Here is a 21,945-nt window from a genome sequence, read left to right as displayed (position 1 = left end):
AGGGACGTCGGGATGAATCGCGAATACGATGTGATTGTCGTGGGCGGCGGCCATGCTGGATGCGAAGCCGCCGCGGCCGCTGCGCGGATGGGCGCGCGGACGATGCTGCTGACGCATCGTCGCGAGACGATTGGCATCATGTCCTGCAACCCGGCCATTGGCGGCATTGGCAAGGGGCACCTTGTGCGTGAAATTGATGCGCTGGACGGGTTGATGGGACGCGCGGCGGATCGGGCCGGGATCCATTTCAAACTGCTGAACCGCTCCAAGGGGCCTGCGGTGCATGGTCCGCGGGCGCAGGCGGACCGTTCGCTCTATCGTCAGGCGATTCAGGATCTGCTGGCGCAGACAGACGGGCTGGATATTGTGGAAGGGGCGGCCGGTGACCTGCTGCTTGACGGACAGGGGCGGATCGATGGCGTGGTCTGTGAGGATGGCCGCGCCTTCGCCTGCGGGGCTGTGGTGCTGGCTACCGGCACGTTCCTGCGTGGGACGATCCATGTCGGACATGACAGCCAGCCTGCAGGGCGGGTAGGGGACCGGCCCGCGAATGCGCTGGGTGAACGTCTGGCCACGCTGGGGTTGCGCATGGGGCGCCTCAAGACCGGGACACCAGCCCGCATTGCGCGGGACAGCATCGACTGGGACGCCCTGGCGGAAGACAGGGGCGACGCCGTGCCCGAGCCGTTCAGCCGCATGACGGACGCCATTACGAACCCCATGGTGTCGTGCCGCATTACGGCGACTACGCCACGCACGCATGACATCATCCGCGAGAACCTGCAGCTTTCCGCCCTGTATGGTGGGGCGATATCAGGGCGGGGACCACGGTACTGTCCGTCGATCGAAGACAAGGTCGTGCGGTTCGCGCAGCGGGAGTCCCATCAGATCTTCCTTGAACCCGAAGGCCTGCCCGGCAGCCCGGATGGGGAGCTGGTGTATCCCAATGGCATCTCCACCAGCCTGCCTGAACATGTGCAGGTGGACATGCTGCGCAGCATTCCGGGGCTGGAACACTGCCGGATTGTCAGGCCGGGCTATGCGGTGGAATATGATTACGTGGACCCGCGCGAACTGGCCCCCACGCTGGAACTGAAAAACATGCCGGGCCTGTTCCTGTCCGGCCAGATCAACGGCACGACCGGGTATGAGGAAGCGGGCGCTCAGGGGCTGATTGCAGGCGTCAATGCAGCCCGGCATGCGGCAGGGCAATCCGGTGTCACCCTTGATCGCGGGGATGCCTATATCGGCGTCATGATCGATGACCTGACCACGCAGGGCGTGTCCGAACCCTATCGCATGTTTACGTCCCGCGCCGAATATCGTCTGACCCTGCGGGCGGATAATGCCGACCTGAGGCTTACACCGCGAGGTCTGGAGTGGGGTTGCGTGGGGCCTGCGCGCGCGCAGCGCTACCATGCGGATTGTGCCGCGATTGATGCTGCGACCGATCACGCGCGCAATGAAACCTATACGCCTGACATCCTGCGCAGGGCAGGGGTGAATGTCTCGGCTGACGGGCGGGCGCGCTCCCTGCTTGACGTGCTGGCTACGGACGCATCGCCGGAAACGGTTGCCCGGGTGGCGCCATGGTTTATCGACCTGCCACCCCGCGTGGCCCAGCATCTGGCGACCGAAGCCCGGTACAGCGGCTATATTTCCCGACAGGACCGTGAAATCCGGCAGCTGGCTACCGAAGGACGCATGGCGCTGCCACCAGACCTGGACTATGCGCTGGTGGGTGGGCTGAGCACGGAAATGCAGGAACGTCTGGCACGGGTTCGCCCCATGACATTTGCCGCGGCACAGCGCATCCCGGGTATTACGCCATCAGCCCTGGTTGCCCTGCTGGCGCATGTGCGGCAAAGGCAGGTCGCAGTATGATGCCCGTCATGCCCGATGTTTCACGTGAAACACGCGACAGGCTGGACCGCTATGCCGATATCCTGCTGCGCTGGAACCAGCGGATCAATCTTGTGTCGCCGCATGACCTGCCGCATTTATGGTCGCGCCATATTGCTGATAGTCTGCAACTGGCGCAGATGATTCCGTTCGGTCCCATCAGTCTGGTGGATATGGGGTCCGGTGGCGGGTTCCCGGGTCTGGTGATTGCCTGCGCCACGGGTGCGCGGGTTACACTGATTGAATCAGATCAGCGCAAGGCTGCTTTCCTGCGTGAAGCCGCACGGACCGCAGGCGTGCAGGTGCGCGTGTGCGCGCAGCGGCTGGAGGTAGCGGACGTGCCACCCGCGCAGGTGGTCACGGCCCGCGCGCTGGCCCCCCTGCCGCGCCTGCTGGAATGGGGAACGCGCTTCCTGCGCCCGGATGGCTTCTGCCTGTTTCTGAAAGGACGGAATGCGGAAGAAGAATTGATGACGGCCAGCTCCGGCTGGCACATGGCGACAACCCGGATTCCAAGCCGTACAAATACGGATGGTGTGATTCTAAAATTGAGCGATATCAGGCGTGTCACAGACCACAACAATGAATGATACGGAAAGCGGCCCAGCCGCTTCCCCCCGCATTATTGCGCTGGCCAACCAGAAGGGCGGTGTGGGCAAGACAACCACGGCCATCAATCTGGCTGCGGCTCTGGCGACATCGGGGCTGAAGGTCCTGCTTGTCGATATGGACCCGCAGGGCAATGCCTCGACCGGCCTGGGCGTGGGGTATGATGCCCGGCGCAGCGGTACCTACGCCATGCTGGAAGATGGCGCGCGGGCCGCCGCCGTGGTTCAGCCCAGCGCCGTGCCCGGTCTGTCGCTGATCGCGGCGGATACGGAACTGGCCGGCGCGGAACTGGAACTGGTCATGGCGGATCGGCGGGAATACCGGCTGCACGATGCGCTGGCGCAGATCGGGGCGGATTATGATGCCATCCTGATTGATTGCCCGCCCAGCCTCGGCCTGCTGACTCTCAATGCCCTTGTGGCGGCGCAATCCGTGATCGTGCCACTGCAGTGTGAGTTCTTTGCGCTGGAAGGGATCAGCCAGCTGGTCCGTACCGTCAACAGCGTGCGCCAGTCGCTCAACCCGGCGCTGAAGCTCGATGGTATTGTGCTGACCATGTATGACCGACGGAACAATCTGTCGGAACTGGTGGCGGATGACGCCCGCAGCTTCTTCGGCGACCGGGTGATGGAAACCCTTATTCCTCGCAATATCCGGATTTCAGAAGCACAGAGCCATGGACAGCCGGTTATGAATTACGACCACCGGTCGTCCGGCAGCCTGGCCTATCAGGCCCTCGCCACCGAAGTGGTGGACCGTCTGGGGCTGCACGCAGTACGAAAAGGGAAGGCAAGCTGATGAAAACCAAGAAGGATGCCGGTCGTCCCCGTCTCGGTCGCGGGCTGGCCGCCCTGCTGGGGGAGCAGGTCAACATGCTGCCCGCCGCACCAGCGGTAGAGGCCCGCAAGGTGCCGGAAGCCATTTCCAGCCTGCCGGTTGACGTCATGGAACCCAGCCCCTTCCAGCCACGCCAGCAGATGGAACCCGGTGCGCTGGACGAACTGGCCAGCTCCATCCGCGTACGTGGCATCCTGCAGCCTATCCTTGTCCGTCCCCATCCGGGGCGGAAAGGGGTTTACCAGATCATTGCGGGCGAACGTCGCTGGCGCGCGGCCCAGATTGCGGGCCTGCATGACGTGCCTGTTCATATCCGTCCGCTTGATGACGGGGACGCCATGGCAGCGGCACTGGTGGAAAACCTCCAGCGTGCCGACCTCAATGCCATTGAAGAAGCCGAGGGCCTGCAGCGTCTGCTGGATGATTACGACCTGACGCAGGATGAACTGGCCAGCGCCATAGGCAAATCCCGCCCGCATGTCGCCAATATGGTGCGCCTGCTGCAGTTGCCGCCGCCCGTGCGCGATGCGGTGCGCCATCGCGGCCTGTCCGCAGGGCATGCCCGCGCCCTGCTTGGGCATGCCGATCCGGTTGCGGCACTGAAAATCGTGCTGGCGCAGGGGCTGAATGTCCGGCAGACGGAAGCGCTGGCCAGACAGCAGGAACGCAAGGCGGCGAATGCACGCGACAAGGCGGACAAAACGGCCCGTAATCCTGAAATCGCTGCACTGGAACGTGATCTCGCGGCCAGGCTGGGGCTGAAGGTCCAGATATCCTTTGACGGGAAAGGGGGGAGCATCCGCATTGATTACCGCTCGCTGGAACAGTTCGATGGCGTGCTGCGGCTGCTGCTGCAGTAGGAATTTCAAAAAAATCAAAAATTCCCCTTGCCAGACAACAGGCTGACTGCTAGAAGCCCTCTCACCCAAGCGGGTAACCCTGTGGGCGCATAGCTCAGTTGGTAGAGCAGCTGACTCTTAATCAGCGGGTCCAAGGTTCGAGCCCTTGTGCGCCCACCATAGGGTTTAACAGGTTTACGAAAATCCCCATCATGGCATGTCCGGTGGGGATTTTTTGTATTCTGTTTCCTGGGGGAGGCCAGTATTTCGGCTCTGTCAGGCAATCAGGGAAGGGAACAGCGTGGCATCTCCATTCCTTTTGGCTGAATATTCCGTTAGGCAGGCGGGATGAAATCCCATTTCCCCCTGATCGGGGTCACGCTGGACAGCGAACCGCCCGCGACGGATGACAGGGACGGTTATTCCCGATTTCCGTGGTACGCGATCCGGCAGAATTACATGGACATGATTGCCGCGTGCGGTGGGCTGCCGGTTGCCCTGGGGCATGATGCGCAGCAGGCGGCGGCCATGGTCGCGCGGCTGGATGGTCTGGTGGTGACGGGGGGCGCGTTTGACGTGCCGCCCGACCTGTACGGCGCATCGGACCAGCACGCCAGCGTGCAGACCAAGCCACGACGGACGGCAGCTGAAACGGCCCTTGTCCGTGCGGCCATGGCGCGTGGGCTGCCCGTTCTGGGCATATGTGGCGGCATGCAGCTTCTGGCTGTGGTGCTGGGTGGAAAGCTGGTGCAGCATATTCCCGACACCTATCCCACGGCCCTTGCGCATGAACAGCCCAATCCGCGTGATGAGGCCGGGCACATGGTGGATGTGATCGCAGGCACGCATCTGGCGTGTCTGGTGGGGTGTGGGCGGCTGGCGGTGAATTCGTCCCATCATCAGGCGGTGGCGGATGCAGGACGTGCGGTGATCTGTGCTACAGCGCCTGATGGGGTTGTCGAGGCCATTGAACTGCCAGGCCATCCATTTTGCATCGGGGTGCAGTGGCATCCGGAATTTGGCATATCGGCAGGGGACCGTCTCCTGTTCGAAGGGTTGATCGACGCTGCGAGGCAGATACGAATATGACACAGGACCATTCCCCATCCAACGCACCGGAACGGGGCGACCGTATCGCCAAATGGCTGGCCCGTTCGGGCGTGGCCAGCCGCCGCGACGCGGAACGCATGATTGCCGAAGGCCGGGTCAGGCTGAACAGCGCGGTTGTCACCCACCCGGCCACGTTCGTGGATGCGGGTGATATCGTTCAGGTGGACAACACCGTGGTCAGCGCGCCTGACCGCACGCGGCTGTGGCGCTATCACAAGCCCGATGGCCTGGTGACAACCCATCGCGATCCCGAAGGTCGCCCGACGGTGTTCGAGTCCCTGCCACCGGCCATGCCACGCGTCATAAGCGTGGGACGGCTGGATCTGAACAGTGAGGGGCTGCTGCTGCTGACCAATGATGGCGAACTGGCCCGCAGGCTGGAACTGCCCAGCAATGGCTGGATACGCCGGTACCGCGTACGTGTGTTCGGGGTGGTGGACGAACGGATGCTGGCATCCCTTGCTCATGGCAGTGAATTCGAGGGCGTGCGCTATGGCCCGATCGAAGCACAGCTGGATTCGGTCAAGGGGGACAATGCATGGCTGACCGTTTCATTGCGTGAGGGCAAGAACCGCGAGGTCCGCAAGGTCATGCAGGGACTGAACCTGCATGTCAGCCGCCTGATCCGCACGTCGTATGGTCCTTTCCAGCTTGGCACCCTCAAGCGCGGCGAACTGGAAGAAGTCACCGGCAAGGTCATTCGTGAACAGGTGCCCGGGCTTCCGTCCGCTCCGTCACAGCGCAGGGCGTAATGCGGATCATTGCGGGTGACTGTCGTGGGCGCACCCTGCGCGCGCCGCCGGGACAGACCACGCGTCCGACGGCGGACCGTGTAAGGCAGGCGCTGTTTGACACGCTGGCCCATGCGCCATGGGCGGGGGTGGACATCATGCGTGGCGCGCGCGTCATGGATGGATTCGCCGGCACGGGTGCGCTGGGGCTGGAAGCCCTGTCCCGTGGGGCTGCCAGCGCCGTGTTCGTGGAACGCGATCGTGCCGCCCTGCGGACCCTGCGTGAAAATGTCGCGACCTGTGGCATGGGTGATCGCGCCGTGATCCGCGCGCTGGACATGCTGCGCCTGCCACCACGTGGGGCGGCGGGGCCGGTGGACATGGTTTTCCTTGATCCACCCTATAACCAGGACCTGCCTGCCCGGGCGCTGTCGGTGCTGGACCGTGGGGGCTGGCTGCACCCGACAACGCTGGTGGTGGTGGAAACGGCTGCGGCGGAACCTGCGCCTGTCGCTGCCGACCGGCTGCTGCTGGAACGCAGGCATGGGGCCGCGTGCCTGTATGCGTGGCGGCATGGTGTGGATGACGCGACATGATTGATTGCCGTATTTTCGCCAGCGGCCTTCTGTCTATGGGGCGGACGGGGTTATAGTTGGATCGTTTGACGGAAATGACAGGCATGGAGTGTAGTGTACTGGCTGTTTCCCTTGTGCGTTTGGTCCCTGATGGCATCCCCATGCCGGGACTTATGATCAGGATATGGATTTTTGGCGATTTTCAGCCGTTTTGTCCCTGACTCGCTGTCCTCCGGCCCGGTACGGTCGCGCCTGCGCGACCGGTTGACCGAAGCGGGAGGGCTGGGGTTGTGGAGTCTGGCGCTGTGTTTCGCCATTGCGTTGTGGAGTTATGATCCACGCGATCCATCAGCCAATACGTCCAGCGCCCAGCCCCCGGCCAACCTGCTCGGGCGGCCGGGCGCGTACATGGCTGATTTCATGCTCCAGAATTTCGGGATCGTGGATGTGCTGGCCATTTTCTGCCTGCTGGCATGGGGATGGCGGCTGATCCGGCATCACGGGCTGACATCGGCGCTGCTGCGTCTTATCGCGCTGGTCTGCGGGCTGCCGGTCATCGCGGCTGACATCGCTGCCGTGCCGCTGCTGCTGCCTGCGCTTCATGCCCCGCTGTGGCCCACGCAGGCGGGACCGGGCGGGGCTGTCGGCCTGTCGGTGGCGCATATGTCCATTCAGGCGGCCACCGTGTTCGTGGGGCGTGGGGGGCCGCTTGTCGTCTGGCTGCTGGGGCTGGTGCTCGGCGGCCTGCTGCTGCTGCTGGCCCTTGCGCTGTCCCTGTCCGAATGGCGGGGCATTGGCCGGGGGATCCGGGTCCTGCTGCGCCAGCCCATGGTGCTGGCCATCTGGTTGCGACGCGTAACGGGGGACAGGGCGCAGGCGCGGGATATGCCGGACACGGTTCCGTATCCCGACATGCCGCAGCGGGCCAGCTCCACGGCGTCTCCGGCTTCTGGCGCAAGGCATGATGTGGCTGGGGCCTCGCCTTTCCAGACGCCGCTTACGGATACGGGCAGCCGCGCGATGCAGGCGGACCCGGGTGTGTCCACGGGGCAATCCATGCCTGGCACGGGCATCATGCCGGTGGCCGATCCCAAGACGGCGGTGGCCGCCGGGCCGAAGGCCATGCCCGCACCGGTCAAAAAGCCGGAAACGGCCGTGCGCCCCGCAGCGCTGGGCGGCCGTAAGGCGGACGGGAGCAAACCCGCGCAGGTTTCGTTGCAGACCAGCTGGATGCACCCGCCGGGCATGGACGAGGAAATTACCCAGCCCCTGCTGACGGGCGGGTCCTCGCCCGCATCGGACCGGTTGCCATGGCATGAGGAGACCGGGGGGCAGGAGACGGCGCCCATTATTCCGTCGCTCCCGGATGACCTGCCAGCTGCTGCAAAGGAACCTGCGCGCCCGAACCTGCTGTCGCGCTTTTTTTCGGGTACAGGCCGCGCGGCGGAAGAACCGGCGGCGGACGGCCCGGACTATGCCACCGCAACGCCCGTGGCCCCGGTGGAAGATGCCTATACACCCCCGCCGCAACCGGAATGGCAGTTTCCATCGCTGTCGCTGCTCAAGCCCCCGCCATCGGCTGAAGCGACCAAGCCGACCGAGGAACTGCTGCATGCCAATGCCACGCAGCTTGTGACCGTGCTGTCGGAATACGGGGTGCAGGGCGAAATCGTCGCCTATCACGCAGGCCCGGTGGTCACGCTGTATGAACTCCAGCCAGCCCCCGGCATCCGTGCCGCGCGCGTGATTGGCCTGGCGGATGACGTGGCGCGTTCCCTGTCGGTGCTCAGTGTGCGTATCGCCACTGTGCCGGGCCGTAACGTGATCGGGATCGAGGTGCCCAATACACGGCGTGAGACGGTCTATTTCTCCGAACTGCTCATGGATCCGCAATGGGGGCATTCGCGTGCGCGTCTGAACCTGGCGCTGGGCAAGGATATTGCAGGCGAGTCGGTTTACAGCGACCTTGCCGCCATGCCGCACCTGCTGATCGCGGGCACCACCGGGTCGGGCAAGTCGGTGGGCGTGAATTCCATGATCCTGTCGCTGCTGTACCGTCTTTCGCCCGAGCAGTGCCGCCTGATCCTGATTGACCCCAAGATCCTTGAACTGTCGATTTATGAGGGGATTCCCCACCTCATGACGCCGGTGGTCACGGAACCCGCCAAGGCGGTTGCGGCCCTTAAATGGGCCGTGCGTGAAATGGATCGCCGGTACCGTGGCATGGCGCACCTGCAGGTGCGCAATATCGCAAGCTACAACGAACGCGTGGCCGAAGCGCGGGCGCGTGGTGAAATCGTGACCCGGCGCGTCCAGACCGGTTATGACCCCGAAACCGGCAAGCCCACGTTCGAAGAACAGCAGCTTGCCCTCGATTCCCTGCCATATCTCGTGATCGTGGTGGACGAGATGGCCGATCTCATGATCGTGGCGGGCAAGGAAATCGAAGCCCTGCTGCAGCGTCTGGCGCAGAAGGCGCGGGCTGCGGGCATTCATCTGATCCTTGCCACCCAGCGCCCGTCGGTGGATGTGATTACCGGCACCATCAAGGCGAACTTTCCGACCCGTATTTCCTTTCAGGTCATAAGCAAGTTCGACAGCCGCACCATCCTGGGCGAGCAGGGGGCCGAACAGCTACTGGGGCGTGGTGACATGCTGTTCATGCAGGCCGGTGGCCGGATCACGCGCGTGCATGGGCCGTTCGTGGATGATAATGAGGTGGAGGCCGTCGTCGCCTTCCTGCGCACGCAGGGTGAGCCGATCTATGATGATGACGTCATTTCCCCACAGGAAGAGGACAGCTCCGGCAAACCCTTCGCAGCCCCCGCTGGCGGGGCGGAGGAAGATGGCCTGTTCGCGCAGGCGGTCGAGGTCGTGGCGCGCGAAGGCAAGGCGTCCACATCCTTCATCCAGCGTCACCTGTCGATCGGCTATAACCGTGCCGCCAAGATCATCGAACAGATGGAAAAGGAAGGACTGGTCAGCGAGGCCAACCATGTCGGTCGCCGCGAAGTCCTGATGCGCCGCCCGACGGAAGACGAATGAAGCCCCACGCCATGCCCCGTGCGGTGAAACAGTCCTCCACCGCCCTGCCGTTTACGGTTCTGTACCGTGACAGCCGGCTGGTCGTGCTGGACAAGCCGCCGGGCCTGCCGGCCCATCCGGGCAGGGACGGGGGCAAAAGCGTCGAGGACTGGTTTCCCGCACTGTCGCGGCATCGCAACGGCCCGTGGCTGGCGCACCGGCTGGACCGGGATACATCGGGCTGTCTGGTGGTGGCCCTGCGCAAGCAGGCGCTGGTGGCGGTACAGGCGTGTCTGGCGGCCGGTAAGGCGCGCAAGACCTACTGGGCCATCGTGCAGGGTGCGCCTGATGCGGCGCAGGGGGTGATCGACGTCCCGCTTGCGCGGGTGGAACACGACAGGCAGTGGCGGATGCAGCCTGTGAAAACCGGCGGCCAGCCCGCCCGGACGCGCTGGCGTGTGCTGGGAACGGGTCATGATGGCGCGGGCCAGCTCATAAGCTGGCTGGAACTGGTGCTGGAAACCGGGCGGACCCATCAGGCGCGTGCGCATTGCGCTGCGATCGGGTGTCCCATACGTGGGGATACGCGCTATGGCGCCCGGGACGCGGGGGCGCTACACCTGATGAGCCGGAGCATCCACTTACCCCTGGATGTGTCCGTGCACGCCACGGCCATGCCACCGGAGCATATGCGCCGTATCATGGAACAGGCTGGCTGGACCGCGCCGCCTGACAATGTGGAAAAGGAAGCAGCACGGTGTTCGCCCACACATTGACGCAGGAACTGCTGCGCGTTCTGGAACGACCGGACCTGCGCGTTATTGCGGGCGAGCGGCAGATCGCGCTGGACCCGGCGCTGGAGCTGCCGTTCCGTGTCCAGCCTACGGGCGCCATCGTGCTGGGGTTGCCTGCACAGGGACAGCAGGAGGAAACGGCCTTTTTCCTGCGCCATGCACTGGAACTCGCCCCCCTGCTGGACATCGCGCCGCACAGGGCGCTGTGCGCTGCTTTCTGTGCCGCGCGCACGGCGGCCCTGTTCTGGTATCTTGATACCGGTCGGTCGGATGCGGATGCGCCCGCGGCATGGGTGCCGCAGATGGCGCAGGCGCAGGTGCCCCCGCCATCCGCCCTGCGACAGATATGGCAGGCCCTTGCCCCGCTTCAGCCTGATGTGCCGCGACAGTCCGGCACCGATCCGTTTGCCGCGCTGCATGATGCGTTACGTGACCTGTGGCCCATACTGGGACCAACCGAAAGCCTGATGGCTACGGGCGGCGATGCCCGCCTGGCCGTGGACCCGGCAACGGGCCTGAACCATTACGGCTGTTCGCACCGGCCCCGGCCATGGGCCATTACGTTTGCCTCATCCACGGCATCATCACTGTCCGAACGGGGGTTCGCGGGGGCGGAGACGGCGCGGCTGTCCCTGCTGGCCGGTGCACTGCATGGACGCGGGGACGCGGCAGCCTGCGCGCTGGATACGGACATACAGGCCCATATCGCAGCGCATTTCGGCCTTGTGGCGGGGGAAGGGGTCGTGCTGGCCCCCTCCGGCACGGACTGCGAACTGTATGCGCTGGCCCTTGCATCCCTTGCACCGAGTGGACGGCCCGTCAGCAATATCGTGCTTGCGCCTGAGGAAACCGGCAGCGGCGTCCCGCTGGCTGCCATGGGGTGTCATTTCGCCAATGACACCGCCCTTGGCCATGGTGTGACGCGGGGCGCGCCGATTGCGGGATTCCCCACCGATACGCTGGTGGTGAACGTGCCGATGCGCGATGCGGAGGGGCATGTCCGCCCGGTAGCAGAGGTGGATGCCGAAACCTGCCGCCTGACCCATGACATGCGTGCCGCGGGGCGGCATGTGCTGCTGCACCGGCTGGACCTGTCCAAGACCGGGCTGCTGGCGCCGGGGCTTCCGGCGCTGGAACGGGCCTGTGCACCAATGGACGGGACGGGGGATGGTCCGGACGTGGTGGTGGATGCCTGTCAGGCCCGGCTGGACCCGCTGCGGGTCCGCGACTATCTGGACAGGGGCTGGATGGTCATGGTCACGGGGTCCAAGTTCTTTACCGGCCCGCCGTTCTGCGGGGCGCTGCTATTGCCTACAGGCGTGCGTCGCAGGCTGGATGGTCCCCGTTCCGTGCCCGTGGGGCTGAAAGATTACAGCTATCGGCATGCCTGGCCACGGGGCGGGGCGGTGGCTGGTCTGCCTGCGGGGCATAATATCGGGCTGATCCTGCGCTGGTGTGCGGCACTGGCGGAAATGGCCGCGTTCAGCCGTATTCCCCGTGTGACGGTTCATGACCGGCTGCGTGATTTCCTGTCTGCGGTCTCGGCCCGGATCATGGCGGAACCGGCACTCGAACTCCTGCCCCCCGTCCGGCCTGACCGCACGCCGATGGAAGGGGCATGGGATACCCTGCCGACCATCATGTGTTTTTTCGTGCGTGCGCCCGACAGTGACGGGGAAGGTTTTCATCCACTGGTGCTGCCGGATGCGCGGCGGCTTTATGCGTGGCTCAACACCGACCTGTCGGGCCTTATCCCGCCCGATGATCCCGACGTGGCCCTTGCGTGCCTGCTGTGTCATGTAGGCCAGCCCGTGCCGCTGGCGCATCCCGGCCTGCCCGGTATGGTCGCGGGGGCATTGCGTATTTCCGCGGGCGCCCGGCTTGTAGCAGGGGAGCCGTCGCATGACGGCATGGATCCGACCGAACGCCTACGCCGTGAAGTGCGTAACGTGGGACGGATCGTGGACAAGATCAACCTGATCCTGCGGCACTGGTCGCGGCTGAGCATGGCCGCGCCGGTACAGACCTATCTGCCCCATGGCTGGCAGGCGCGCGCCATCCTGCCAGCCTGAGTTTTCACGACTTTCCCGTTCAATGGATGTTCAGCGTGACCATACAGAAAAATCACAGCAATTTCCTTGATACTCCCCAGTTGCAGAAAGGGGTGACCCGATTCTGGCTGATCCGTCACGCACTGGTGGAACAGAATGCCCGCATGCGGCTGTATGGCGCGATGGACGTGCCCCTGTGTCCCGACAGCCTTGTGGCCCAGCGCTGGATGTATGAAGCACTGGCCCGTCGCCTGCCGCATCCGGCGTTGTGGTTCACCTCGCCACTGTCACGCACCCACCAGACGGCGCGCGCCATCCAGCAGGCGGGCTATGGCCCGCATGAATGGCAGGTCGAGCCGGACCTGACCGAACAGTCCATGGGGGAATGGCATGGCATCACCCACGATACCCTGCCCGAAAGGCTGAGCCTGCCCGCGCACCCGTTCTGGTCCGTCAGTGCCACGGAACTGCCGCCGGAGGGAGAAAGCATGGTGCAGGTCTGTGCCCGGGTCGGCGCGTGCCTGGACCGTCTGGCGGCGGAACATGCGGGGCAGGACATGGTGGTGGTCAGTCATGGCGGGGCCATTCGCGCCGCCCTTGCGCATGCCCTGCGTATCCATGCGGAAACGGCGTTGCATTTTTCCGTGCAGAACCTGGCGCTAAGCGTGATCGAGCGCCTGCCGGAGGGGTGGCGGATCGTCACGGTCAACGAATTGCCCATGCCTCTGCCCGCATCAGCGCAGGATGGGTACGAAGAAATGGCCGTGACCTCGCCGGCTATTGCGGCGACCGGACGGGCGTGAGGGCCAGGCAGGTCCCTATGCCCCGCCCGGTCGGTGATCACGGCATGGTCATGCGCGACCCGGCGGAGAAATGAAGCACGGCCCATGCCGCGGCGTGATCCGGCATGGGCCGTGGAACTGTCAGCGCTGGTCCGTGCGCAGCATGCAGGTCAGGACACAGGACTCGCCTGCCTGTGTGGTTCTGTGGCGTAGATCGTCCGAGGCGGCCATCCCCGCTACAATGGCAGCGGTGGCAAGAACAAGCGTGAGCGTATGCATCACCTTACTCCCATGAAGGTCACCCATGCCCCGGGTGGTTGCATGACCCGGGATGGGATGGGCCAGTTGCGGTCTGCCAGAAGGGCAGTGGGGGGAATTCGCCCCTACTGCCACCTATGTGAAACGATATTGTCAGGCGGGAGTTGTGCCGATCCACAAAAAAATGGACGACGGCGGACATATCGGGACTGAAGGGGACCGCGACCGGATGCGCATGACACGTTCACGTCCCCTGCCGGGGCATTTCATGGATATCGCGATGGAGGAAGCCCGTGCCGCGGCCCGGCGTGGGGAAGTCCCGGTGGGCGCTGCCCTGTCGGGGCCGGACGGGCGGCTGCTGGCGCGCGCGGGCAACCGGGTGGAAGAATGGGGCGACCCGTCCGCCCATGCGGAAATGCTGGTCATGCGGACGGCAGGCATGCAGCGCGTGGGCCTGCGCCTTGCCGGCTGCACGTTGTATGTCACGCTGGAGCCATGCCCGATGTGCGCTGCCGCGGCCACGCATTTCCGGGTCGGCCGGATCGTGTTCGGGGCCTATGACCCGAAGGGGGGCGGGGTGGAACATGGTCCACGCCTGTTTGCGCAGCCACGCTGCCTGCATCGCCCCGAAACCGTGGGCGGCGTGCGCGAGCGCGAGGCGGGGCAGCTGCTGAGGGAGTTTTTCCAGCGGCTGCGCGCCTAACCTATTTGTCATGCAACGGTATAACACGGGTCGGCTGTCTTGCGGCACAATGCAGGCAATGGGACTGTAAGCCCCGGCGGTCGGTCCCGTCCGTCGTTTTGAGATTTCAGCAGGACAACCATGTTCAGGGATGCCATGTCAGACGTATTGCGGTCGAACGCCCTTTCCCCCAGCCGGTTCCGGAACCGGATGCTGGCAACACTCGTCGCCAGCACCGTAGCGGGGGCGGGTCTGCTCTCGGCTCCTCTGGCGCGTGCGGAAGACAGTGGGGTCATCCATCCTGATACCCAGATCCAGCAGCTTCCGAATTTCGTGAACCTGGTCAAGCAGGTCAAACCTGCCGTTGTCTCCATCACGGCGCGGATCAAGGATGCCGATACGGGCGAGGATGGTGGCCCGGGTGGCATGCCCGGCGGTTTTCCGTTCCCCTTTCCCTTCCAGATGATGCCGCAGCAGCCCCACCATACCGTTGAGGCCCGTGGGTCGGGCTTTGTCATTTCGCCCGACGGGTATGTCGTGACCAACAACCATGTGGTGAAGGGTGCGACCAAGGTCACCGTGACGCTGGATGACGGCACGGCGCTGCCCGCCAAGATCGTGGGCCGCGACTCCAAGACGGATATCGCGCTGCTCAAGGTCTCGCCGTCGGGCAAGCTGCGCTTTATCGAACTGGGGGATTCGGATAAGGTCGAACCGGGTGAATGGGTCGTGGCCGTTGGCAATCCGTACGGCCTTGGCGGCACGGTGACGGCCGGTATCGTCTCGGCCCGCGGGCGTGACATTGGCGATGGCCCCTATGATTCCTTCATTCAGGTTGATGCCCCGATCAATCGTGGCAATTCCGGCGGTCCGCTGTTCACGCAGGATGGCAAGGTGGTTGGGGTGAATACCGCCATCCTGTCGCCTTCTGGCGGGTCGATCGGGATTGGCTTCGCCATTCCGTCCGATACCGTGAAGAACATTGTGGACCAGCTGGAAAAGACCGGTCACGTCACCCGTGGGTACCTGGGTGTGACGGCGCAGGCGATCACGCCGTCCATGGCCAGTGCGCTGGGCATGAAGCCGTCGCCCTCCGGCGCGCCGGCGACGGGTGCGCTGGTGGCCAGCGTCAGTGCCGGCAGCCCGGCGGAAAAGGCGGGGCTGAAGGCAGGTGATGTCGTCACCACGCTGAATGGCCAGCCCATCGACACGCCGCATACGCTTGCAGTCAAGGTGGCGACCATCGTGCCGGGCACCAAGGCGACGATTGCGTACCTGCGCAACAACAAGCCGCAGACCGCCAGTGTCCAGATTTCCAGCCTTGGCAAGGGTGGCACGGCCGATGGCACGGTGGGCGATACCTCCCACGATGCGGACAAGGGACCGAAGCTGGGCGTAACCCTTGCGCCGCTGACGCCTGACATGCGCCAGCAGCTCGGGCTGGAGGAAAACGTGCGTGGCGTGGTGGTCAGTGACGTGCAGCCCGGTTCCGCTGCCGAACAGGCCGGGATCCATGCGGGCGACGTCATCCAGTCCGTGGGCGAGGTGCCGGTTGAAAACCCGCGCGCCACGGTGTCCGCCATCCGGCAGGCACTGCAGGCCAACCATTCGGTTCTGCTGCGGGTCGTGCGCAACGGGCAGAGCGTCTTTGTGGCCGTCAGCCCCAACAGCGATGATTCGGATACGGCCAGCAGCGAGGAAGACGACCAGTAAGCCATTCCCATAACCGGGTGGCAGTGGGCCGGGGCAGCGATGCTCCGGCCTTTTTTGCGTCCGGACGGGGAAAAAGCCGGTTTTTTTACTGCATGGGCCAGAAAACTGGCGCGGGATGATTGTCGCGCCATGGTTTCTTGCCTTATCTGCTGGCATCGCCATGTTCGTTTCCGGAGGGATGATGACCGGTCCAGCAGTATCCGATGCACAGGAACGCCCTGCCGCGCGCCTGATTGACGGCAAGGGCTTCGCGGCCCGCATGACGCAGGATATCGCGACCGATGTCAGCGCTTTCTATGACCGGTATCACGTTACGCCCGGCCTTGCGGTGGTGCTGGTGGGCAATGACCCGGCCAGTGAGGTCTATGTGCGCAACAAGGCGCTGCAGACCCACCGCGCGGGCATGCGTTCGTTCATGCACATGCTGCCCGCCACGACATCGCAGAAGGAACTGCTGGGCCTGATCGAACGGCTGAATGTCGATCCCGAAATCCATGGCATCCTTGTGCAGCTGCCGCTGCCTGCGGGGCTGGACCCGGTTGCGGTGACCAATGCGATCATTCCCGAAAAGGACGTGGACGGGCTGGGCGTGGTCAATGCCGGCCGACTGGCGCTGGGGCTGCCGGGCATCGTGCCGTGCACGCCACTCGGTTGCCTGCTGCTGCTGCGTCATTACGTGGGCGACATGCGTGGCAGCGATGCGCTGGTGATCGGGGCGTCCAACCTGGTCGGCCGCCCCATGGCGGAACTGCTGCTGCGCGAAGGCTGCACCGTAACCGTGGCCCATATCGATACACGTGATACCGCATCCCTTGCCCGGCAGGCGGATATTGTCGTGGTGGCGACAGGCGTGCGCGAACTGGTGCGTGGCGACTGGATCAAGCCGGGTGCGACGGTGATCGATGTCGGAATATCCCGCGTGACGCTGCCCAACGGCAAGACGCGGCTGGTCGGGGATGTGAATTTTGATGAAGCTGTCAGGCGCGCGGGCCTGATTACGCCTGTGCCCGGTGGGGTCGGCCCCATGACCATCGCCTGCCTGCTGCGCAATACCCTCGATGCGGCCCGCATGCTTGTGGAGGGCAAGGCGCGTTCAGGAGAAAACACATGACGCTGACATCCGTTGAACTGATCCCGCGCGACCGGGAAACGCTGCTGCGCGATGCCGAGGATGTCCGTCGGCTGTTTCCCGATGCGCAGATGCTCAATATTCCCGACCTCCTGCGTTTTTCCATCCGAAGCTGGGAGGCTGCGGCCCTGGTCCGTCCGATTTTCCCCCGTGTGGTGCCCCATATCCGCGCCATCGACATCGCGCCCGACGCACCGCTGCCGGGCGCGGACGACCCGGACCTGAAGGAAGTGCTGGTGGTGAAGGGGGATCCGCCGTCGGACCTGAAGCACCGTACCTACCCCAATACCAGCGAGAGCATGATTGCCCGGTACCGGCGTGAAGCGCCGCATCTGACGGTCTATGCCGCCTTCGATCCGTACCGCCGTGCGCCGTACAAGGAAATGGAGGCCATAGCCCGCAAGAAGGAAGCCGGTGCCGCCGGTTTCTTTACCCAGCCCATTTTTGACATGCGCATGCTGGACCTGTGCATGAACTGGCTGCATGGGGAAAACGTGTTCTGGGGCATTTCCCCCGTGATTGGCCCGAAGTCACGCTCATACTGGGAAACGACGAACCACGTCATTTTTCCCCATGATTTCGAGCCGACGCTGGACGCCAATATCGCCTTTGCACGGCAGATGATGGAGACCGTGGCGCAGGCAGGCGGCAATACCTATCTCATGCCGCTGCGCGTCAAGCTGGAGCGTTACCTGCCCCCGCTGCGCCGGGGCCAGGTGCAGGATCTGTTGACCTGCTGAACCGGCGGGATCGTCCTTGTGGTCTGCAACGCGATTCAGAGGGAAAATGTCCGGCAAGGGTATGGTCCACTATTTTCTCCTGTCGTATCTGACGGGTTTCCCGCGTGATTTTCGACCAGGGATGCAGGGCTTTATTCCCTTCATGATGAAGCCGTGCGATGTGCCCTGAGCCTTGATTTCTGCGGCTCTGTGGGAACAGGCGGGCCGGTTGATGATGTGTCTGATGAGTGATGCCGGAGGCACCTTTTTCCGATCTATCAGGCAGACCGGTGGTGGCCTGAATTCACGGCATCATGCTGCGATATTCGGGCACGGCCTGCCTGTATTTTCTTTCCCGGACCAGAACATTTCGGGTCTGGCATTCGGCTGGCGAGTCCCGGCCCGGTCAGATCCACCCGCGCGCGCGGATCAGACCAAATGCCGCGATTGTGACCATGCAGGTGATCCGTCCGTCCACGATCATGGCTTCCATGTCCTTCAGCGTGACGACGTGGCAGGTAATGTCTTCCTCTGTTTCCTCACGCTGGTGCGGACCCTGCCGCAGGCCGGTGGCCAGATAGGCGCGACCTTTCTGGGTGGTGTATCCAGCACCCTGGTACAACAGGCCGGCCTCGCGCATATGGTCGGCGATCAGACCGGTTTCCTCCCGCAGTTCGCCGCGCGCCACGTCTTCGGGCGTGGCGTCGGGACGGTGTTCCCACATGCCCATGGGCAGTTCCCACATCCGTTTGCCGATGGGATAGCGGTACTGGCGGATCAGGGTGACGCGCGGGCCATCCGGTCCGTCCCACAGGGGCAGGACCACGACAAAATCTCCCCGCTCCACCACGCCGTACAGCCCTTTTTTGCCACCTGGACGGATGATGATGTCTTCGCGCACGCGGGTCCATGGATTTTCATAGGCGGTGCGGGTGGAAACGGTTGTATAGCCACCTGCATCCGGGGTGGGGGATTGCGTCATGGGGTCCTGCATCCTTCCTGATCATGTCTGCATGCATCCCGCACAGGGCAGTCGTGCGGGAACGAATGGCCATGGGTTGGTTTTTTCACGTTTTCCCATAAGCCCTATGGTGCCCCGGCTCCACAATGATTTTGTGGGGTTGGTCGTATTGCTGGTATCCGCGTTTGATCGGGGTGTTTGTTTTTTATTGACGGAGTTTATGCGTATCATGACCGGGCCGCAGGCTGTATCGGGGTCTCCTACACGGCGGATACTTCCCGTCGTGCTGTTCAACCTCCTCTGCTACATCGATATTGGCCTGCCGATGGCGGTCATTCCGGTTTTTGTGCACCAGGTGCTGGGATATAACACGGTGCTGGCGGGGCTGGCTGTATCCGTGCAGTACCTTGCCACCTTTGCGTCCCGTGCGGGGGCGGGGCGGCAGGCGGATCGTCGCGGGGCCAAGCCCACGGTGGTGACGGGCCTTGCGGTCTGTACCCTGTCGGGGCTGACGCTGATGCTGTCGGGCCTGCTGCTGCATTTCGCGGCCCTGTCCGTCATCCTGCTGATTGCCAGCCGTATTTTCCTGGGGATTGGGGAAAGCTGGACCGCGACCGGCGCCATCATGTGGAATATCGGGCGGGTTGGTGCAGCGCGCACCGCGCAGGTCATTTCATGGAATGGGGTGACGTCGTATGGCGGCATCGCGCTGGGCGCGCCGATCGGTCAGCTTCTGTCGGGCCTGGCGCTGCCATATGGCGGGCTGACGGTGGTTGGTATGCTGTCGGCGGGGCTGACCCTGTTCGGGTTCCTGCTGGCGCGGCAGTACGCCCCGGTGCCGCCGGTGCCCAGCAAGGCGCCGCCAATGCCGTTTCATGCCGTGTTCCGCCGTGTCCTGCCGCATGGGGCGGTTCTGGCATGTGGGTCCGTGGGGTTCGGAACGATTTCGGCCTGCCTTGCCCTGTTCTATGCCCATAACCACTGGAACGGGGCCGCAACGGCGCTGACCGGATTTGGTCTGGCGTTCGTACTCATGCGGTTCCTGTTCGCCCGGCAGATTGACCGCCGTGGTGGGCTGGTGGTCACGCTTGTCTCGCTGCTGGTGGAAACGCTGGGACTGGTCGTGCTGTGGCGGTGTTCCTCGATCAGTGGGGCGGCGCTGGGGGCGGCGCTGACCGGGGCGGGGTTTTCGCTGGTGTTCCCGGCCATGGGCGTGCTGGCGGTGGCGCGTGTCGGGCCGGAAAACCGGGGGGCCGCGCTGGGGGCGTTTTCCGTGTTCCTTGATATTGCCGTGGGCCTGTCCGGCCCCCTGCTGGGACTGGTGATCCAGACCATGGGATATGGCGCGCTGTTTCTGGTATCCGCCCTGTTCACGCTGGCGGGTGTGGGTGTAACCATTATGTTGAGAGTCCTGCCACGCTGACGGGCGTGGGGAAACGATAGTCCTGTGGGGAGCTGAGCTGGATAGATGCAGATTTCATCCGTTGCCGTTTTTTGTGGATCGCGTTTCGGCTCCCGGCCGGAATATGCGGCGCAGTCCCGTGCGCTGGGTACCGCACTGGGGCAGGCCGGGCTCCGGCTGGTCTATGGCGGGGGACATGTTGGGCTGATGGGGACCGTGGCGGACGCCGTGCTGGCTGCGGGCGGGGCGGTAACGGGGGTCATTCCCGCCTTCCTGCATTCGCGTGAGATCATGCATGAAGGTGTCACCGACCTGACCGTGACCGACAGCATGCATGACCGCAAGGCGCGCATGTTCGCACAGTCCGATGCCTTTGTGGTGATGCCCGGTGGCCTTGGCACTTTTGACGAGACGATCGAGATCATCACGTGGCGGCAGCTGCGCCAGCATGACAAGCCGATCTATATCGTCAACGTGGCGGGCTGGGCCGATCCGCTGCTGGCCATGGTGGATGGCTGTATCGCGGATGGATTTGCCTCCCCGTCCGCGCGGAACCTGTTTGAGGTGGTGCCCGATGTCGCGACGCTGATGACGGCGCTGGCGACCCTGCCGGTGCAGGCGGATGCACGCGACAGGGTCGCCACGCTGTAAATCTTTCATCTATCCCCTTGCCTAAAATGCAACAGCCCTGTATAGCCGCCTGCAACGGAGTGTAGCTCAGCCTGGTAGAGCACTGTGTTCGGGACGCAGGGGCCGGAGGTTCGAATCCTCTCACTCCGACCAGATTCGCAGGCCGGTTGCCTTTTGGTAACCGGCCTGTTTCTGTTTCAGGCCGCATATCCGCTTATATTGCAGCCGTAGGGGAAATCCTTTACGCATGACCCCTTGTAATGGGGGGGCTGCCTGCGGTACGTCCTGCCGCAGCGCCATCCATGTAAAGCCCTAGGAATTTTTACCGACCATGCAAGCTTCTTCAGTCCCCTCGCAGTCTGAGTCGCATGAAAAAGGTATATCCCGACCGGGCCCGGTCCTGAGCGTCATCATCCCGTGCTATAATGAACGCGGAAATGTCGAACCCCTGTTTCACGCGGTGGAGCAGGCGCTGGTGCATCTCGATTGGGAACTGATATTTGTTGACGATGCCTCGCCAGACGGCACCATAGATGAAGTCTGGCGGCTGGCGCAGGCAGACAGCCGGGTGCGGGGTATCCTGCGGGTGGGGCGTCGAGGCCTGTCTTCCGCCGTGATTGAGGGAATCCTGTCGTCATCGGCGCCGGTTGTGGCGGTGATGGATGGCGACATGCAGCATGACGAACGGCTGCTGGGCCAGATGTTCGATGCCATCCGGCATCAGGGGTACGATGTGGCGATCGGCAGCCGGCATGTGGAAGGTGGCGACAATAGTGGCCTGGCCAACTGGTGGCGGCTGTTCCTGTCCAATGCGGGCATCCGGATCGCGCAGCTATGCCTGCCCGTGAAGGTCAGCGACCCGATGAGCGGTTTTTTCGCCGTGCGCCGTGATCTGTTTGTCAGGTCAGTGCGCGACCTGTCGGGTACGGGGTTCAAGATCCTGCTTGACCTGCTGATGGTTCAGAAAACCGCTCCGCGCGTGATTGAACTGCCATTTGTTTTCCGGTCGCGTCATGAAGGGGAAAGCAAGATGGGCCGCAAGGTGCTGATCCAGTTCGGGCAGATGATTGCCCATCACATGCTGAAGCGTAAAAAGACGTCTCTTCCAACTGCAGCAGGTTGTGGCAAGGCAGGCTGACCCACACCCCATGCACGGGAGCTGTCCCATGCGGGAGGTCACTCATATTTCAATTGTCA

At 63.9% G+C, this 21,945-nt stretch carries 19 protein-coding genes and 2 tRNA genes; 20 read left to right on the top strand and 1 reads right to left on the bottom strand.

Annotated elements, in window-relative coordinates; translation table 11 throughout:
• Window positions 1-12: 12 nt before the first annotated feature.
• The 16 genes from mnmG to B7449_RS02450 all read left to right on the top strand — a co-directional run bounded on the left by mnmG (window position 13) and on the right by B7449_RS02450 (window position 17,776).
• Window positions 13-1,884: a tRNA uridine-5-carboxymethylaminomethyl(34) synthesis enzyme MnmG gene (gene mnmG / locus B7449_RS02525; RefSeq protein WP_039734077.1), complete on the top strand. Its 1,872-nt coding sequence runs from the start codon at window positions 13-15 to the stop codon at window positions 1,882-1,884.
• Entirely contained in the window at window positions 1,884-2,492 is a 609-nt protein-coding gene (gene rsmG / locus B7449_RS02520) for a 16S rRNA (guanine(527)-N(7))-methyltransferase RsmG (protein ID WP_082084732.1), read from the top strand. Before mnmG ends, rsmG begins: the two co-directional genes overlap by 1 nt.
• The gene (locus B7449_RS02515; protein WP_039734079.1) at window positions 2,485-3,309 is read left to right on the top strand and encodes a ParA family protein; all 825 of its coding nucleotides are present in this window, start codon (window positions 2,485-2,487) and stop codon (window positions 3,307-3,309) included. Before rsmG ends, B7449_RS02515 begins: the two co-directional genes overlap by 8 nt.
• On the top strand, window positions 3,309-4,208 hold the full coding sequence (locus B7449_RS02510; protein WP_039734082.1) for a ParB/RepB/Spo0J family partition protein: 900 nt from the start codon (window positions 3,309-3,311) through the stop codon (window positions 4,206-4,208). Before B7449_RS02515 ends, B7449_RS02510 begins: the two co-directional genes overlap by 1 nt.
• Window positions 4,209-4,291: 83 nt before the next feature.
• Window positions 4,292-4,367, top strand: a tRNA-Lys gene (locus B7449_RS02505).
• Window positions 4,368-4,535: 168 nt separating this feature from the next.
• A complete protein-coding gene (locus B7449_RS02500) occupies window positions 4,536-5,276 on the top strand; it encodes a gamma-glutamyl-gamma-aminobutyrate hydrolase family protein (protein ID WP_039734084.1) in 741 nt (246 codons plus the stop codon).
• The gene (locus B7449_RS02495; RefSeq protein ID WP_039734085.1) at window positions 5,273-6,049 is read left to right on the top strand and encodes a pseudouridine synthase; all 777 of its coding nucleotides are present in this window, start codon (window positions 5,273-5,275) and stop codon (window positions 6,047-6,049) included. The genes B7449_RS02500 and B7449_RS02495 overlap by 4 nt, the downstream gene beginning before the upstream one ends.
• On the top strand, window positions 6,049-6,624 hold the full coding sequence (gene rsmD / locus B7449_RS02490) for a 16S rRNA (guanine(966)-N(2))-methyltransferase RsmD (RefSeq protein WP_039734087.1): 576 nt from the start codon (window positions 6,049-6,051) through the stop codon (window positions 6,622-6,624). Before B7449_RS02495 ends, rsmD begins: the two co-directional genes overlap by 1 nt.
• A 171-nt stretch (window positions 6,625-6,795) precedes the next feature.
• The gene (locus tag B7449_RS02485) at window positions 6,796-9,648 is read left to right on the top strand and encodes a DNA translocase FtsK (protein ID WP_039734089.1); all 2,853 of its coding nucleotides are present in this window, start codon (window positions 6,796-6,798) and stop codon (window positions 9,646-9,648) included.
• A complete protein-coding gene (locus tag B7449_RS02480; protein ID WP_039734090.1) occupies window positions 9,645-10,403 on the top strand; it encodes an RluA family pseudouridine synthase in 759 nt (252 codons plus the stop codon). Before B7449_RS02485 ends, B7449_RS02480 begins: the two co-directional genes overlap by 4 nt.
• Window positions 10,385-12,493 (top strand): hypothetical protein, encoded by a 2,109-nt coding sequence (locus tag B7449_RS02475; RefSeq protein ID WP_039734092.1) that lies wholly within the window; start codon window positions 10,385-10,387, stop codon window positions 12,491-12,493. Before B7449_RS02480 ends, B7449_RS02475 begins: the two co-directional genes overlap by 19 nt.
• A gap of 35 nt (window positions 12,494-12,528) precedes the next feature.
• Entirely contained in the window at window positions 12,529-13,275 is a 747-nt protein-coding gene (locus B7449_RS02470) for a histidine phosphatase family protein (protein ID WP_235721278.1), read from the top strand.
• 466 nt (window positions 13,276-13,741) lie between these two features.
• Complete coding sequence (locus B7449_RS02465) at window positions 13,742-14,215, top strand: nucleoside deaminase (protein WP_039734161.1); 474 nt, start codon at window positions 13,742-13,744, stop codon at window positions 14,213-14,215.
• A 120-nt stretch (window positions 14,216-14,335) separates the two neighbouring features.
• Complete coding sequence (locus tag B7449_RS02460; RefSeq protein ID WP_039734095.1) at window positions 14,336-15,907, top strand: Do family serine endopeptidase; 1,572 nt, start codon at window positions 14,336-14,338, stop codon at window positions 15,905-15,907.
• Between the two features lie 181 nt (window positions 15,908-16,088).
• Entirely contained in the window at window positions 16,089-17,018 is a 930-nt protein-coding gene (folD, locus tag B7449_RS02455) for a bifunctional methylenetetrahydrofolate dehydrogenase/methenyltetrahydrofolate cyclohydrolase FolD (RefSeq protein WP_048883205.1), read from the top strand.
• Window positions 17,015-17,776: a methylenetetrahydrofolate reductase gene (locus B7449_RS02450; RefSeq protein WP_039734099.1), complete on the top strand. Its 762-nt coding sequence runs from the start codon at window positions 17,015-17,017 to the stop codon at window positions 17,774-17,776. Before folD ends, B7449_RS02450 begins: the two co-directional genes overlap by 4 nt.
• Window positions 17,777-18,161: 385 nt before the next feature.
• Here the strand turns inward: B7449_RS02450 and B7449_RS02445 are convergent, their stop codons facing one another.
• Window positions 18,162-18,737, bottom strand: a complete 576-nt coding sequence (locus B7449_RS02445) for an NUDIX domain-containing protein (RefSeq protein ID WP_039734163.1) — start codon at window positions 18,735-18,737, stop codon at window positions 18,162-18,164.
• Between the two features lie 199 nt (window positions 18,738-18,936).
• Here B7449_RS02445 and B7449_RS02440 point away from each other — a divergent pair, with 199 nt between their 5' ends.
• From B7449_RS02440 to B7449_RS02425, 4 genes are all read left to right on the top strand, one after another.
• A complete protein-coding gene (locus B7449_RS02440; RefSeq protein WP_039734101.1) occupies window positions 18,937-20,139 on the top strand; it encodes an MFS transporter in 1,203 nt (400 codons plus the stop codon).
• 45 nt (window positions 20,140-20,184) lie between these two features.
• Complete coding sequence (locus B7449_RS02435) at window positions 20,185-20,769, top strand: LOG family protein (RefSeq protein WP_039734103.1); 585 nt, start codon at window positions 20,185-20,187, stop codon at window positions 20,767-20,769.
• A gap of 55 nt (window positions 20,770-20,824) precedes the next feature.
• Window positions 20,825-20,901, top strand: a tRNA-Pro gene (locus B7449_RS02430).
• A gap of 178 nt (window positions 20,902-21,079) precedes the next feature.
• Complete coding sequence (locus tag B7449_RS02425; RefSeq protein WP_167335733.1) at window positions 21,080-21,886, top strand: polyprenol monophosphomannose synthase; 807 nt, start codon at window positions 21,080-21,082, stop codon at window positions 21,884-21,886.
• Window positions 21,887-21,945: the final 59 nt, after the last annotated feature.

Source organism: Komagataeibacter intermedius TF2, from assembly GCF_000964425.1.
In the GTDB taxonomy this organism is placed as follows: Bacteria; Pseudomonadota; Alphaproteobacteria; order Acetobacterales; family Acetobacteraceae; genus Komagataeibacter; species Komagataeibacter intermedius.
This window is presented reverse-complemented; position numbering and strand designations above follow the sequence as displayed.

Coding starts and splice junctions, on each gene's coding strand:
- mnmG (WP_039734077.1), top strand. CDS start 13: ATGAATCGCGAATACGATGTGATTGTCGTGGGCGGCGGCCATGCTGGA.
- rsmG (WP_082084732.1), top strand. CDS start 1,884: ATGCCCGTCATGCCCGATGTTTCACGTGAAACACGCGACAGGCTGGAC.
- B7449_RS02515 (WP_039734079.1), top strand. CDS start 2,485: ATGAATGATACGGAAAGCGGCCCAGCCGCTTCCCCCCGCATTATTGCG.
- B7449_RS02510 (WP_039734082.1), top strand. CDS start 3,309: ATGAAAACCAAGAAGGATGCCGGTCGTCCCCGTCTCGGTCGCGGGCTG.
- B7449_RS02500 (WP_039734084.1), top strand. CDS start 4,536: ATGAAATCCCATTTCCCCCTGATCGGGGTCACGCTGGACAGCGAACCG.
- B7449_RS02495 (WP_039734085.1), top strand. CDS start 5,273: ATGACACAGGACCATTCCCCATCCAACGCACCGGAACGGGGCGACCGT.
- rsmD (WP_039734087.1), top strand. CDS start 6,049: ATGCGGATCATTGCGGGTGACTGTCGTGGGCGCACCCTGCGCGCGCCG.
- B7449_RS02480 (WP_039734090.1), top strand. CDS start 9,645: ATGAAGCCCCACGCCATGCCCCGTGCGGTGAAACAGTCCTCCACCGCC.
- B7449_RS02465 (WP_039734161.1), top strand. CDS start 13,742: ATGCGCATGACACGTTCACGTCCCCTGCCGGGGCATTTCATGGATATC.
- B7449_RS02460 (WP_039734095.1), top strand. CDS start 14,336: ATGTTCAGGGATGCCATGTCAGACGTATTGCGGTCGAACGCCCTTTCC.
- folD (WP_048883205.1), top strand. CDS start 16,089: ATGACCGGTCCAGCAGTATCCGATGCACAGGAACGCCCTGCCGCGCGC.
- B7449_RS02450 (WP_039734099.1), top strand. CDS start 17,015: ATGACGCTGACATCCGTTGAACTGATCCCGCGCGACCGGGAAACGCTG.
- B7449_RS02445 (WP_039734163.1), bottom strand. CDS start 18,737: ATGACGCAATCCCCCACCCCGGATGCAGGTGGCTATACAACCGTTTCC.
- B7449_RS02440 (WP_039734101.1), top strand. CDS start 18,937: ATGCGTATCATGACCGGGCCGCAGGCTGTATCGGGGTCTCCTACACGG.
- B7449_RS02435 (WP_039734103.1), top strand. CDS start 20,185: ATGCAGATTTCATCCGTTGCCGTTTTTTGTGGATCGCGTTTCGGCTCC.
- B7449_RS02425 (WP_167335733.1), top strand. CDS start 21,080: ATGCAAGCTTCTTCAGTCCCCTCGCAGTCTGAGTCGCATGAAAAAGGT.